The 12,473-nt window shown below is 66.3% G+C and carries 14 protein-coding genes; 8 read left to right on the top strand and 6 right to left on the bottom strand.

Going from position 1 to position 12,473, the window contains the following annotated elements:
* Positions 1 to 22 precede the first annotated feature (22 nt).
* Entirely contained in the window at positions 23 to 1,015 is a 993-nt protein-coding gene (locus DXK50_RS14765) for a sulfate/molybdate ABC transporter ATP-binding protein (RefSeq protein ID WP_212630830.1), read from the top strand.
* Between the two features lie 186 nt (positions 1,016 to 1,201).
* Here the strand turns inward: DXK50_RS14765 and DXK50_RS14760 are convergent, their stop codons facing one another.
* The gene (locus DXK50_RS14760) at positions 1,202 to 1,894 is read right to left on the bottom strand and encodes an ArsR/SmtB family transcription factor (protein WP_161867864.1); all 693 of its coding nucleotides are present in this window, start codon (positions 1,892 to 1,894) and stop codon (positions 1,202 to 1,204) included.
* Between the two features lie 85 nt (positions 1,895 to 1,979).
* Between DXK50_RS14760 and DXK50_RS14755 the strand changes: the two genes are divergently transcribed.
* Together DXK50_RS14755 and DXK50_RS14750 are read left to right on the top strand one after the other, a co-directional pair.
* Complete coding sequence (locus DXK50_RS14755; protein WP_212631076.1) at positions 1,980 to 2,339, top strand: antibiotic biosynthesis monooxygenase family protein; 360 nt, start codon at positions 1,980 to 1,982, stop codon at positions 2,337 to 2,339.
* Positions 2,336 to 3,073, top strand: coding sequence for a sulfite exporter TauE/SafE family protein (locus DXK50_RS14750; RefSeq protein WP_212630829.1), 738 nt, complete (start codon positions 2,336 to 2,338; stop codon positions 3,071 to 3,073). Before DXK50_RS14755 ends, DXK50_RS14750 begins: the two co-directional genes overlap by 4 nt.
* Before the next feature lie 10 nt (positions 3,074 to 3,083).
* Here the strand turns inward: DXK50_RS14750 and DXK50_RS14745 are convergent, their stop codons facing one another.
* Positions 3,084 to 3,485 carry a hypothetical protein gene (locus DXK50_RS14745; protein WP_161867862.1) on the bottom strand — a complete coding sequence of 134 codons (402 nt, stop codon included), beginning with the start codon at positions 3,483 to 3,485 and terminating at the stop codon, positions 3,084 to 3,086.
* 122 nt (positions 3,486 to 3,607) lie between these two features.
* Between DXK50_RS14745 and DXK50_RS14740 the strand changes: the two genes are divergently transcribed.
* Positions 3,608 to 4,396: an MmyB family transcriptional regulator gene (locus DXK50_RS14740; protein WP_161867861.1), complete on the top strand. Its 789-nt coding sequence runs from the start codon at positions 3,608 to 3,610 to the stop codon at positions 4,394 to 4,396.
* A 130-nt stretch (positions 4,397 to 4,526) separates the two neighbouring features.
* Positions 4,527 to 5,273: a hypothetical protein gene (locus DXK50_RS14735; RefSeq protein ID WP_212630828.1), complete on the top strand. Its 747-nt coding sequence runs from the start codon at positions 4,527 to 4,529 to the stop codon at positions 5,271 to 5,273.
* Between the two features lie 177 nt (positions 5,274 to 5,450).
* On the opposite strand, the gene DXK50_RS14730 is transcribed toward DXK50_RS14735, so the two are convergent.
* On the bottom strand, positions 5,451 to 5,975 hold the full coding sequence (locus DXK50_RS14730) for an Mpo1 family 2-hydroxy fatty acid dioxygenase (protein WP_212630827.1): 525 nt from the start codon (positions 5,973 to 5,975) through the stop codon (positions 5,451 to 5,453).
* 108 nt (positions 5,976 to 6,083) lie between these two features.
* Here DXK50_RS14730 and DXK50_RS14725 point away from each other — a divergent pair, with 108 nt between their 5' ends.
* The gene (locus DXK50_RS14725; RefSeq protein WP_212630826.1) at positions 6,084 to 6,767 is read left to right on the top strand and encodes a Crp/Fnr family transcriptional regulator; all 684 of its coding nucleotides are present in this window, start codon (positions 6,084 to 6,086) and stop codon (positions 6,765 to 6,767) included.
* 53 nt (positions 6,768 to 6,820) lie between these two features.
* Positions 6,821 to 8,809, top strand: coding sequence for a metallophosphoesterase family protein (locus tag DXK50_RS14720; RefSeq protein WP_212630825.1), 1,989 nt, complete (start codon positions 6,821 to 6,823; stop codon positions 8,807 to 8,809).
* Between the two features lie 69 nt (positions 8,810 to 8,878).
* Here DXK50_RS14720 and ycaC read toward each other — a convergent pair whose 3' ends face one another.
* Complete coding sequence (gene ycaC / locus DXK50_RS14715) at positions 8,879 to 9,508, bottom strand: isochorismate family cysteine hydrolase YcaC (RefSeq protein WP_013717727.1); 630 nt, start codon at positions 9,506 to 9,508, stop codon at positions 8,879 to 8,881.
* Between the two features lie 156 nt (positions 9,509 to 9,664).
* On the opposite strand from ycaC, the gene DXK50_RS14710 reads away from it, so the two are divergent.
* A complete protein-coding gene (locus tag DXK50_RS14710; RefSeq protein WP_212630824.1) occupies positions 9,665 to 10,570 on the top strand; it encodes a LysR substrate-binding domain-containing protein in 906 nt (301 codons plus the stop codon).
* An 87-nt stretch (positions 10,571 to 10,657) separates the two neighbouring features.
* Here DXK50_RS14710 and DXK50_RS14705 read toward each other — a convergent pair whose 3' ends face one another.
* Entirely contained in the window at positions 10,658 to 12,280 is a 1,623-nt protein-coding gene (locus tag DXK50_RS14705) for an MFS transporter (protein WP_212630823.1), read from the bottom strand.
* Positions 12,281 to 12,359: 79 nt separating this feature from the next.
* Positions 12,360 to 12,473: hypothetical protein (locus DXK50_RS24965; RefSeq protein ID WP_249186896.1), on the bottom strand; the 114-nt coding region annotated here is incomplete at its 5' end.

Raw genomic sequence — 12,473 nt, 5'->3', positions numbered from 1 at the left:
ACGGAACCACCAGGAATAAGCCATGAGTATCGAAGTCACAGGCGTCAACAAACGGTTCGGCCAGTTCAAGGCGCTGAACGAAATCAACCTGAGCATCCAGAGCGGCGAGCTGGTCGCCCTGCTCGGCCCGTCCGGCTGCGGCAAGACCACCCTGCTGCGCATCATCGCCGGCCTGGAAACCCCGGACAGCGGCAGCATCGGCTTCCATGGCGAGGACGTGTCCGAGCACGACGTGCGTGATCGCAACGTCGGCTTCGTGTTCCAGCACTACGCGCTGTTCCGCCACATGACGGTGTTCGACAACGTTGCCTTCGGCCTGCGCATGAAGCCCAAGCGCGAGCGCCCGAGCGAAGAGGTGATCAAGCAGAAGGTGCACGAGCTGCTCGATCTGGTGCAGCTCGACTGGCTCGGCGACCGCTACCCGGAGCAACTTTCCGGCGGCCAGCGCCAGCGTATCGCCCTGGCCCGCGCCCTGGCGGTGGAGCCCAAGGTGTTGCTGCTCGACGAACCCTTCGGCGCACTGGATGCCAAGGTGCGCAAGGAACTGCGCCGCTGGCTGGCGCGCCTGCACGAGGAAGTGCATCTGACCAGCGTGTTCGTCACCCACGACCAGGAAGAGGCCATGGAAGTGGCCGACCGCATCGTGGTGATGAACAAGGGCGTGATCGAGCAGATCGGCACCCCGGCCGAGGTCTACGAGCATCCGGCCAATGATTTCGTCTACCACTTCCTCGGTGACGCCAACCGCCTGTACGTCGGCAACGATCACCACGTGCTGTTCCGCCCGCACGAGGTCGACCTGTGCACCGAGCCGGCCGCCGATCACCAGGCCGGCGAAGTGCGCGACATCCGCCTGCTCGGCGCGATCACCCGCATCACCCTCAAGGTCGAGGGCCAGGACGAACTGATCGAGGCCGAGGTGGCCAAGGATCACGCCAGCCTGGACAACCTCGCCCGCGGCACCACCCTGTACTTCAAACCCAAGGGCGGCAAGCCGGTGAGCGCCCAGGCCTAAGGCCACACCCGCAGGAGTCGCGCCCCGCGACGAAAAGCTTCGCCCCGGGGCGGGGCTCCTACGCGGTGATGCATTGGCATCCCTTGGTACGTAGAGCGGCGCAAGGTGGGCTTCAGCCCACCGAAACTGCGTTCAACCCTTGTTGGGTGGGCTAAAGCGGATCGCCGCCCGGCCTGCCCTACGAAACTACAAAGCCGCGATCGCCATGATCGCCCTGCGCCCCTGCGGGGAAACCTGCAGCGCACGCGAATCCTTGCTGCGCCGCAGCCAGCCCTCGCCTTCGCACAGGTTCAGCAACGCCGCACCCAGTGCGCCGCCCAGATGCGGCTTGCGCTCGCTCCAGTCCGGGCAGGCGCACAAACGCTGGCGGCGCTGACGGCCTACCTGCTGCAGATCGATACCCAGCGCCTGCAGGCCCTGCTCGCCGCTTGCGGTCAGTTTCAGCGCACCGCCCGCCTCGCTCAGCCAGTTGGCGGCGCGCATGCGTGCGAACACCCCGACCGCCAGCTCGCCGGCCAGATGGTCATAGCAGGTGCGCGCCTCGCGCATGGGCTGCGGCGTGCCGCGCGAGGTCGGTATAGCGCGAGCTTGCCGGGGCTGTGCAGCCAGTGCGGCACTGGCCAGCGCCTCCACCAGTTGCCCGACCTCCGGCCCGGCCAGGCGGTAATAGCGATTGCGCCCATGCCGCTGCTGCGCCAGCAGGCCGCCCTCCACCAGCCTGGCCAGGTGCGCGCTGGTCGACGAAGGCGACAGCCCCGCCAGCAAGGCCAGCTCGCCGGCCGGCCGCGCACTGCCATCCATCAGTGCCCAGACCATGGCAGCACGCCCGGCATCGGCGAGCAGGGCGGCGATCGAGCTGAATCCCGGTGCGTATTCCATAGTTCACCTCATGACGAAACATGGTGTGCAGCAAATGTGGATACTGACAGGCAACTTCAGCCAGAGCCAGCCAGGGAGAAAGCCGATGCTCGCCGTGATCTTCGAAGTCGAGACCAAGCCGGACCAACGACAGGACTATCTCGACCTCGCCGCAGAGCTGCGCCCGCTGCTCGCCGAACAGCCGGGTTTCATCTCCATCGAGCGCTTCCAGAGCCTGACCCAGCCGGGGAAGATCCTGTCGTTGTCGTTCTGGCAGGACGAAGCCTCGGTCCAGGCCTGGCGCCAGCGTGATGAACACCGACGCGCACAGACGGCAGGACGCGAGGAGGTCTTCAGTCACTATCGGTTGCGCGTGGCCCAGGTGCTGCGCGACTACGGCCTGAATGAGCGCGAACAGGCACCGGCCGACAGCCGCGCGATCCACCAACAGGGGGCGGCGCGATGACCGACAACATGCCGCTGATCCTCGTCACCTTTCTGCTCGCCGGCATGGTCAAGGGCGTGGTCGGCCTTGGTCTGCCGACCATCGCCGTCGGTCTGCTCGGCCTGGTGATGGCGCCACTGCAGGCCGCTGCGCTGCTGATCATCCCGTCGATGGTGACCAACATCTGGCAACTGTGTGACGGCCGCAGCCCGCTGCCGATGGCACGCCGTCTGTGGCCGATGCTGCTGGGCATCCTCTGCGGCACGCTGCTGGTCGCCGGCCTGCTGCAGAGCCTCGACCTGCCCGGCGCAACCCGCTGGCTGGGCGCAGCCCTGGTGCTCTACGCACTGCTCGGCCTGGCCAGGGTGCACTTTCGCGTGGAGCGGGCCAAGGAAGCGTGGTTAGGCCCGGTGATCGGCGCCATCACCGGTGCGATCACCGCGGTAACCGGCGTTTTCGTGATTCCCGCCGTACCCTATCTGCAGGCCATCGGCCTGGAAAAGGACGACCTGGTGCAGGCCCTGGGGCTGTCGTTCAGCGTCTCCACCCTGGCCCTGGCGGCAGCGCTCGGTCATAGCGGTGAACTGCTGCAACCGGCGGTGCTCGGGCTGTCTGCCCTGGCCCTGCTGCCTGCCCTGCTGGGTATGGCCGCCGGCCAGTGGCTGCGCAAGCGCATCAGTGCGGAGCGCTTCAAACGATGGTTCTTCATCGGCCTGTTGCTGCTCGGCGCCGAGCTGGCGTTACGCGGCCTCTGAGCTGACCTCATCAGGCCACGGCAGCCTGCGAGTGCTTGAGGCCGAACCATTGCAGTTCGGCCAGCAGCCCGACCGCCAAAGCCTGAGCGATGACGAAGGCATGGCCGAACAGGTTCGGCGACACCCATCCCACCACCAGCAACAGCAGGCTGTCGACCACCCAGACGACGTTGACTGCAATCACCGCCCAGATCGCCTGACGGCTGATTTCGGCGCGGTTGGCCAGCCACACCAGCATCGCCGCGAAGGGCAGCAACGCGCTGCCGGCGACCAGCAACAGCAGACGCGGCAGTTCGAGGAAGGCGCCCAGCCAGCCGGCCGCCAGTACCAGCAGCAGGCCGGTGAAACCGCTGAGCAGGCCATCGATCAGAAGAGCGTTACGTAGCATCGGGGAAGGTTGCAGTGTGTTCATGGCGAATCCTCCATAAGGGCACCGGAGTGGTGCCTGGCCTACAGAGTTCGCCGAAACCGGCAGCGCGTCGATTACCTGCCAGGTAATGGCTGACATGACCTGGCTGGACTATCGTGCAGGCCATGAACAGCCAATCCCAGACCGCCGGCGCCCTGTTGCGCCAGTGGCGCCAGCGGCGCCGCCTGAGCCAGCTCGACCTCGCCTGCGAGGCCGAGATTTCCACGCGTCATCTGAGCTTCGTCGAAACCGGACGCGCCCAGCCCAGCCGCGACATGCTGCTGCACCTGGCGGAACAGCTGGACATGCCCCTGCGCGAACGCAACCGCCTGCTCGCCGCCGCCGGCTTCGCCCCGCTGTACAGCCAGCACGACCTGGCCGACCCGGCGCTGGCACCGGCGCGCCAGGCCATCGAGCAATTGCTCAAGGCCCATGAGCCCTATCCGGCCCTGGCCATCGACCGCCAGTGGAACCTGCTGGCCGCCAACGCGGCAGCCACCGCCTTCCTCGCCGGCATGCCAGACTTTTTGCTCGGCCCACCGCTCAACGTGATGCGCCTGTCGCTGCACCCCGAAGGCCTGGCTCCGCGCATCGCCAACCTGGCGCTGTGGCGCGCGCACCTGCTGATGCGCCTGCAGCGCGACGCGGAGATCAGCGGCGACGAAACCCTGTTCGACCTGCTCGATGAGCTGCGCGGCTACCCGGCGCCGGCCGAAGTCCCTGCGCCACCGAGCGACGCCGTGCTGGTACCGCTGCAACTGCACAGCGAACAGGGCGTGCTCAGCCTGATCAGCACCATCACGGTGTTCGGCACACCGAATGACGTGACCCTCGCCGAACTGGCACTGGAGACCTTCTTCCCCGCCGACGCCTTCACCGCCGAGTACCTGCGCAATCTGATGAAAGGCCCCTGAACGGTGGCGATTTCCGACGAAATCACTCTTTCGGGTCATGCTCCGCTACGCTTGGCGCAGTAGTCTTGGCCGTGCGTCGTTGACGCTGCCAATGCATACCTGCTCAAAACAATAACAAGGAGCACCCCGGATGCGCTGTAAAGCACTGTTGCGTCATGCTTTTCTCTGGTCGCTCGGACTCTTCGTCGGACTTTCGCCCGTGGCCTTCGCCGAAGCCGTCAGCCCGCAGGAACAGATACAGATACACGCCAGCCGCGCCACCAGCAGCCTGATGCTGTTACGTGGTGAAGGTTTCCAGAAGACTCATCAGCAGCGCCTGGAAGCCGATCTGGCCGCTCTGGCCGGCGCCATGCAGAGCCTGCCGCAGGGCAGCGCCGAACTGGCAAGCGCCCATCAGGCCCTCGTTACCCAATTGCGCAACGGTGTTTCCTATGGCCCCGGTGACGAGAACGTGCCCTGGCGCTTTCCCGAAGACCTCAGCCGTGCCCTGCGCGACTTTCTCAGCGCGGCCCGCGCATTGCCCGGCGCCGAGGGGCAAAGCGAGCTGGCGGCGAAGGTCGAGTACCTCAGCGTGCAGTACCTCAGCCGTTCCTATCTGGGCACCTTCGAGATCGCCCGCGAGCAGCCCGGCACCTACCTCGGCCAGGACGAACGTCTGCTGTTGCCGGCCATCGACAGCGAGCTACAGGCGCTCAAGGAGCAATCCGATCCGCAGGTGAGCAAGTTGCAGACGCGCTGGAGCTATCTGCGCGCCGCGCTGGCCGACATGAACAGCCAGAGCAACACGCTGCAAAGCGTTTCCGGCCGCCCCTTCGCGCCCATCACAGTGGATCGCCATGCGCGCTCGATGACGACCCAGTGGATGGCGATGTACTAGAAAGGCTCGCGGCTAAAGCCCCTCCCACAGTCTCTCGAGCTTGTGGGGGGACTTCAGCCGCGCTCCGGCGATTTCGTAGGAGCCGCGCCCCGCGGCGAATCGTGCCGACAACGCCAATCGGGCGCCACGGCGATGATCGTTTCGCGCCGGGGCGGCGCTCCTACAGCTAGGACAGAGTCAGGCCAGCGCTTTCTTCTCGCGAATGCAGGTCGGCCCGGCGATTTCCACCACGGCATGCTCGACTTCCTTGCGCAGGCCGAGCAGGAAGGCCAGTTCAGCGACCACGAACAGCGGGCCGACTACCAGCCCCATGATGTCGTCGACGAACGCCGGCTTGCGCCCTTCGTAGTAGTGGCCGATGAACTGGATGATCCAGCCGACCACGAACAGACCGATGCCGGCTGACAGCCACATCGCGGTGGAGGCGCTCGCCAGGCCGGCTCCAGCCCACAGGCACAGCCCCAGCAGCAGCGTCATGAGCAAACCGAAGCGGGTATCCAGGCGCAGATAGAACACGGCAGCGGCCAGGGCAGTAAGGGTGGCAGGCGCCAGCCAGAGGCCGGCGAGCTCGAAGCCCGGGCGCGACAGCAGCACGGCGACGGCCAGCACGATCATCGGGATACCGATGAAATGGCTGGCGATGTTGCGTCGGTCGCGGTGGTAGGCGGCATACTGCGCCAGGTGATCGACGAGGGTTTTCATTGTTATCGTCCTCATATGTGAAACAGGCCAAAGCATGATCACCTCGCCGCGACCCGACGCACTGTCGGCTAGCCGACAATGGCGCCGCGCAACCTCACAGGAGCCGTAATGCCCGACCCCCGCCGCTACGTCAGCCAGCTGAGCCAGGGCCACTGGTTCGCCGCACTGCCCCAGGCGTTGAGTCAGAGCCTGCTGGACATGGCCCAGGTGCAGCGCCTGGACGCCGGCCAGCGGCTGTTTCGCCGTGGCGACAAACCCAGCGGGCTGTATGCGGTGGTGGAAGGTGCAGTGCGTGTCGGCGCCGTCAGCGAGAACGGCAAGGAGGCGCTGCTGACCCTGGTCGAGCCGCCTTACTGGTTCGGCGAGATTTCCCTGTTCGATGGCCTGCCGCGCACCCACGATGCCTTCGCCGAAAGCCCCAGCACCCTGCTGCTGCTACCCCAGCATGAACTGCTCGCGCTGCTCGAGCGCCAGCCGCAGTACTGGCGCGACTTCGCCCTGCTGATGAGCCACAAGCTGCGCCTGGCCTTCATCGCTTTGGAGGACATGAGCCTGCTGCCCGCCGCGCCACGCCTAGCCCGACGCCTGCTGCTGATCGCCGAGAACTACGGCGAAAGCGAACCACGCCGGGTGCTGCACCTGGCCCAGGAACAGCTGGCGCTGATGCTCTCGCTGTCGCGCCAGACCACCAACCAGATCCTCAAGGACCTGCAGGCGCAAGGCGTGGTCCAGCTGACCTACGGCGAAATCGAGATTCTCGACTTCGAGCGCCTGCGCCAGCTGGCCTCCTGAACTGCCGGCGCCCTGCCACTGTCCAAGGCCTGTATTTTCCCGGTAGTTTCTGCATGTCCGATAGCGCCCGCACCCCGTTGCCCGATGTACTCGCCGGCCCGCTGCTGCGGCGCATGGAGCCTGGCCGGCTGGTGCTCTGGCTGGTGGCCAGTCGGGCGCTGGACCTGCAGCTGTGGCTGCAGGCCGACGGTGAACAGCCGCGCACTCAGAGCCTAGAAGCGCATTGTCAACGCCTGCCGCTGGGCCGCCACGCCGTGCTGCACCTGATCGACCTGCCGCTGGAGCAGGCGCTGCCGCAGGATGTGCGCATCGCCTATGACCTGCAGATCGTCGAGGACCAAGGCACTCGTGGCATGGCCGACTGGGCGCCGCACCTGCTCTACGACGGCGCCGAGCATGCTGATTTCGTCCTGCGCTCACGCGTCAACCACCTGCTCCACGGCTCCTGCCGCAAGCCGCACCACGCCGCTGCTGACGGCCTGCTCTGCGCCGACCGCCTGCTGGCCGGGCAGCACGACGCTGCCCAACGCCCGTCGTTGCTGCTGATGAGTGGCGACCAGGTCTACGTCGACGACGTCGCCGGGCCGATGCTGTGCGCCATTCACCAGCTGATCGCCCGCCTCGGTCTGTTCGACGAGTTTCTCGAAGGCGCCGTCGTCGAGGACAGCCAGGCGCTGTATGGCCATCCGGTCGGCTACTACCAACGCGCCGACCTGCTGCCGGCGGTGAAGAGCAACCAGACCCTGCGCGACAAGTTCTTCGGCGGTGTGGAAAAGCCGGTGTTCACCAGCAGCAGCGCCGACAACCACCTGGTGACCTTCGCCGAGATGATCGCCATGTATCTGCTGGTCTGGTCGCCGCTGCCCTGGACGCTGATCAGCGAAGAACAGCCGCCGCTGGACCAGCAACAACAGCAGCGTTATGCCGACGAGCGCCAGCGCATCGACGCCTTCCGCCAGAGTCTCGACCAGGCCGCGCGTGTGTTCGCCCACCTGCCGACGCTGATGATCTTCGACGACCATGACGTCACCGACGACTGGAACCTGTCCGCGCGCTGGGAGCAGACCGCCTACGGCCACCCCTTCTCCAAGCGCATCATCGGCAACGCCCTGCTCGCCTACCTGCTGTGCCAGGGCTGGGGCAACAACCCGGACGTGTTCGAGCAGCCGCTAAAGACCTTTGCCGAACTGCTGCAACAGCGCCAGAACGGCCACCTCCAGGCCGAGATGCAGGACGGGCTGATCGACCAGCTGCTGCATTTCGAGCAATGGCACTACGTGCTGCCGACCACCCCGGCGCTGCTGGTGCTGGATACGCGCACGCGCCGCTGGCGCAGCGAAGGGCACCTGTCGAAACCCTCGGGGCTGATGGACTGGGAGGCGCTGTGCGACTTCCAGCAGGCGCTGCTCGACCACCCCAGCTGCATCATCGTCTCGCCGGCACCGATGTTCGGGGTGAAGCTGATCGAGGGCATCCAGAAGCTGTTCACCTACGCCGGCCACCCGCTGATGGTCGATGCGGAAAACTGGATGGCCCATCGCGGCGCGGCCAGCGTGATGATGAACATCTTCCGCCACTCACGTACGCCGGGGGACTTCGTCATCCTCTCCGGCGATGTGCACTACTCCTTCGTCTACCGCGTGAGCATCCGTCACAAGCGCGCCAGCCCGACCATCTGGCAGATCACCAGCAGCGGCATCAAGAACGAATTTCCGCACAAATTGCTGGACTGGTTCGACCGCCTCAACCGCTGGCTCTATGCGCCCTGGTCGCCACTCAACTGGCTGACCAAGCGCCGGCGCATGCGCGTCACCCCGCTGATCCCCGACCGCAGCCGTGCCGGCGAACGCCTATGGAACGGTGCCGGCCTCGGCCAGGTGTTCTTCGACGACCAGGGCCGGCCCAAACGCATCATGCAGCTCAATGCCGATGGCTCGGCGCCCGCCACCTTCGTCGCCGAGCGCGAATCAGGCCAGGCCAAGGCGACGCAAGCCAGCCCCGCGAATAGCGGCGCGGTGAGCGGAGACGAGCACCTGCGCTGAGCAAGCGAAAGCAATCGCCCATAAAAAAACCGGAGCCTTTGCAGGCTCCGGTTGCGTTTCAGGCGAGGATCACTTGCCAGCGGTCAGCGCGCTGTAGCTGGTGATCAGGTTGCGGTAGTCCGGGATGTGATCCGAGCAGATCTTGGCCAGGCCTTCCACGTCGTTGCGCCAGTCGCGGTGCAGCTCGCAGGCTACGGCGAACCAGTTCATCAGTTGCGCGCCGGCTTGGGTCATGCGGCTCCAGGCCGAATCACGGGTGATCTGGTTGAAGGTGCCCGAGGCATCGGTCACCACGAACACGTCGAACCCTTCCTCGATGGCCGACAGGGCCGGGAACGCTACGCAGACTTCGGTGACCACACCGGCGATGATCAGTTGCTTCTTGCCGGTGGCCTTGATCGCCTTGACGAAGTCTTCGTTGTCCCAGGCGTTGATCTGGCCAGGGCGGGCGATGTACGGCGCGTCCGGGAACATTTCCTTCAGCTCGGGAACCAGCGGGCCGTTGGGGCCGGTTTCGAAGCTGGTGGTGAGGATGGTCGGCAGGTTGAAGAACTTGGCCAGATCAGCCAGCGCCAGCACGTTGTTCTTGAACTTGTCCGGCTCGATGTCGCGAACCAGGGAGAGCAGGCCGGCCTGGTGGTCGACCAGCAGTACTACGGCGTTGTCTTTGTCCAGGCGGTTGTAGGTGGCGTTGGTCATGGTGAAGGCCTCGAGTTGCTTTCGGTGTTTCCAGCTTAGCTGGAAGGTTGGTTTGGTCCAGCAGTGCGTCACTGCATGGAAGAAAGATTAAATTCGAGACGACCAATCGACTAGACTACGAAAATTGCCTCTAGCGTTCTATTTGGAGAACGATAAATGGAAGACCTCAACAGCCTCTATTACTTCACCCAAGTGGTGGAGCATGGCGGCTTCGCCGCGGCAGGGCGCGCGCTGGACATGCCCAAGTCCAAGCTCAGCCGGCGTATCGCCGAACTCGAGGAGCGCCTCGGCGTGCGTCTGCTGCACCGTACCAGCCGGCACCTGTCGCTCACCGAGATCGGCCAGGAGTATTACCGGCGCTGCCTGGCCATGCGCGTCGAGGCCGAAGGCGCGGCGGAGGTGATCGAGCGCAACCGAGCCGAACCACGCGGCCTGGTGCGCCTGGCCTGTCCGACGACACTGCTCAATTCCTGGGTCGGGCCGATGCTGACGCGCTACATGCTCAAGTACCCGTTGGTGGAGCTGTACATCGAGAGCACCAACCGCCGGGTGGATCTGCTGCATGAAGGCTTCGACGTGGCCCTGCGGGTGCGTTTTCCGCCGCTGGAAAACACCGACATGGTGATGAAGGTACTCGCCGCCAGCACCCAGTGCCTGGTGGGACACCCGGATCTGCTGGCCTCGCTGCCGAAGGATTTTCACCCCGAGGAACTCGGACGTCTGCCGAGCCTGCACTGGGGCGGCGCGCAGCGCGACTATCAGTGGGAGCTGCTCGGCCCTGACGATGGCAAACTGGTAATCACCCACCGGCCACGGATGATCACCGATGACCTGCGGGCCCTGCGCGACGGCGCGCTGGCAGGCGTGGGTATCGTCCACCTGCCCTGTGTGGCGGTGCGCGACGACGTGGCCGCCGGCAAGCTGGTGGAGATGCTGCCGGGCTGGGCGCCCAAGTGCGGCATCGTCCACGCCATCTTCCCGTCGCGGCGCGGGCTGCTGCCCTCGGTGCGCACCCTGATCGATTTTCTCGCCGAGGAATTCAGCCAGAGCGACATGGCCTAGAAATGCCGAAGGCGCCGTCAGCCAGGGCTAACGGCGCCTTCGGCGCAGGAAGATGAGCCGCCCAGCGGGTGCTGGGCGCCCATGGTGTCACGACGCGGCCTGGCCAACCTCGGCTGGCTGAGCGGCCTGCCGGGCCGGCATTAGGAAATGGTCGATACGGATCGTCACGCCGGCCGTCTGGAACTGCCGGGCGGCAGCCTCGATGCGCTGCTCGGCACGCGTTACCCGGCCGTGGTGGCGCAGATGCTCGAGCCAGGATTCGTCGAAGAAGAACTCCTGCCAGTGCCGCGGGTTCTCGCTGTTCTGCACCAGCCCCCAGGAGAAGGCACCGTTGCGCCGGCGCATGCGCGCCACTTCGCTCATCGCCTGGCGGAAGGCTGCAGCATGCTCGGCCGCGATGTCGTAGTGCAGGGTGACCATCACCGGGCCGCGCTCGAGATCGGCCTCGTCGGCGAGAATCGGCGCAGGCCAGTGCAGCGAAGGCGCGAGGTCTTCGCTTTCGGTGACCGGCAGCGGGAACCTGGCGCTCAGCAGCAGGCCCAGCACCAGGCAGCCGGCGGCGGCGAACAGCGCCAGCGGAATCGACGCATGGCTGGCGACGAAGCCCCAGAGCGCTCCACCGGCGGCCATGCTGCCGAAGAACACCAGGATGTACACCGACAGCGCCCGTGCCCGCACCCAGTCGGGCACCGAGGTCTGTGCGGCGACCTGCAGGCTGGACAGCACGGCGATCCACGCCGCGCCGCTGAGCAGCATCACCGGCAGCAGGGCGGCGAAGTGGCGTACGCTGGCCAGGGCCAGCAATACCAGCGCATAGAGCAAGCTGGCCAGCAGCACCAGGCGGTCACTGCTGATGCGCTCGCGAATGCGCGGCAACAGGGTGGCGCCGAGTACGGCACCGACGCCGACGCTGCCGAGCATCAGGCCGAAGTCGCTGGCGCTGCCCTGCAGCTCGCCACGCACGATCAGCGGCAGCAGCGACATGCCGGCGCTGGCCCCGACGAAGAACGCCGCCGCGCGCACCAGCACCGCCTGCAGCGGCCTGGAGGCACGGCTGTAGCGCCAGCCGGCGCGGATCGCGCCCAGCAGACGCTCGGCCGGGAAGGCCGCCACCTGGCGCTCGCGCTTCCAGGTCAGCAGCACGGCCATGACCGCGAAGAACGACAGGGCATTGAGGGCGAAGGTCGCCCAGGGGCCACTCAGGCTCACCAGCACGCCGGCGATGGCCGGGCCGAGCGCGCGGGCGACGTTGATGCCGAGGCTGGACAGGGCGATGGCTGAGGGCAGGTCACGCTTGCTCACCAGCTCCGGAGTCAGCGCCGACCAGGCCGGCATCATCAGCGCGGTGCCGACGCCCATGGCCAGGGTCATGCCCAGCAGCAGCCAGACACTGGTCAGCCCGAGCAGGGTAAGCGTTGCCAGTGCGGTAGCCACGGCGGCCATCCACAGCTGCACGCCCAGCAGGTAGCGGCGCTTGTCGACGATATCGGCCATGGCCCCGGCCGGCAGCGCCAGCAGGAACATCGGCGCCGACCCGGCGACCTGCACCAGCGCCACATGCATGGGGTTGGCCGACAGGCTGGTCATCAGCCAGCCGGCGCCGACTTCATGCATCCAGGTACCGATGTTCGAGGCAATGCTGGCCAGCCACAGCCAGCGGAAGGTGCGGTGGTTCAGGGCGCCCCAGGGCGACGGTTTGGCGGTGGTCATCTCGGCACTGGCCTTGTCGTGGGATGTTTTAGAATTCGGCGCACTGCCGCCAACCCGGCCGGGCTGGCGGCAGGCGAGCTCAGAAGGCGAAGCAGGAGCAGCCGAACGCGCCCCAGAAGCCCTGATGATCACTGACCGGCACATTGCTGCGGCGCGCACGATCATGCTGGTGCTGATGCACGGCGCAGGAGCC

It is taken from the genome of Pseudomonas sp. KB-10 (assembly GCF_018221585.1).
Classification (GTDB): Bacteria; Pseudomonadota; Gammaproteobacteria; order Pseudomonadales; family Pseudomonadaceae; genus Aquipseudomonas; species Aquipseudomonas yangonensis.
This window is presented reverse-complemented; position numbering and strand designations above follow the sequence as displayed.

Excerpts from the sequence above, each read along its gene's own strand:
- ycaC (WP_013717727.1), bottom strand. The coding sequence starts at position 9,508 with ATGACCAACGCCACCTACAACCGCCTGGACAAAGACAACGCCGTAGTA.
- DXK50_RS14750 (WP_212630829.1), top strand. The coding sequence starts at position 2,336 with ATGACCGACAACATGCCGCTGATCCTCGTCACCTTTCTGCTCGCCGGC.
- DXK50_RS14760 (WP_161867864.1), bottom strand. The coding sequence starts at position 1,894 with ATGGAATACGCACCGGGATTCAGCTCGATCGCCGCCCTGCTCGCCGAT.
- DXK50_RS14765 (WP_212630830.1), top strand. The coding sequence starts at position 23 with ATGAGTATCGAAGTCACAGGCGTCAACAAACGGTTCGGCCAGTTCAAG.
- DXK50_RS14740 (WP_161867861.1), top strand. The coding sequence starts at position 3,608 with ATGAACAGCCAATCCCAGACCGCCGGCGCCCTGTTGCGCCAGTGGCGC.
- DXK50_RS14730 (WP_212630827.1), bottom strand. The coding sequence starts at position 5,975 with ATGAAAACCCTCGTCGATCACCTGGCGCAGTATGCCGCCTACCACCGC.
- DXK50_RS14735 (WP_212630828.1), top strand. The coding sequence starts at position 4,527 with ATGCGCTGTAAAGCACTGTTGCGTCATGCTTTTCTCTGGTCGCTCGGA.
- DXK50_RS14710 (WP_212630824.1), top strand. The coding sequence starts at position 9,665 with ATGGAAGACCTCAACAGCCTCTATTACTTCACCCAAGTGGTGGAGCAT.
- DXK50_RS14725 (WP_212630826.1), top strand. The coding sequence starts at position 6,084 with ATGCCCGACCCCCGCCGCTACGTCAGCCAGCTGAGCCAGGGCCACTGG.
- DXK50_RS14720 (WP_212630825.1), top strand. The coding sequence starts at position 6,821 with ATGTCCGATAGCGCCCGCACCCCGTTGCCCGATGTACTCGCCGGCCCG.
- DXK50_RS14745 (WP_161867862.1), bottom strand. The coding sequence starts at position 3,485 with ATGAACACACTGCAACCTTCCCCGATGCTACGTAACGCTCTTCTGATC.
- DXK50_RS14755 (WP_212631076.1), top strand. The coding sequence starts at position 1,980 with ATGCTCGCCGTGATCTTCGAAGTCGAGACCAAGCCGGACCAACGACAG.
- DXK50_RS14705 (WP_212630823.1), bottom strand. The coding sequence starts at position 12,280 with ATGACCACCGCCAAACCGTCGCCCTGGGGCGCCCTGAACCACCGCACC.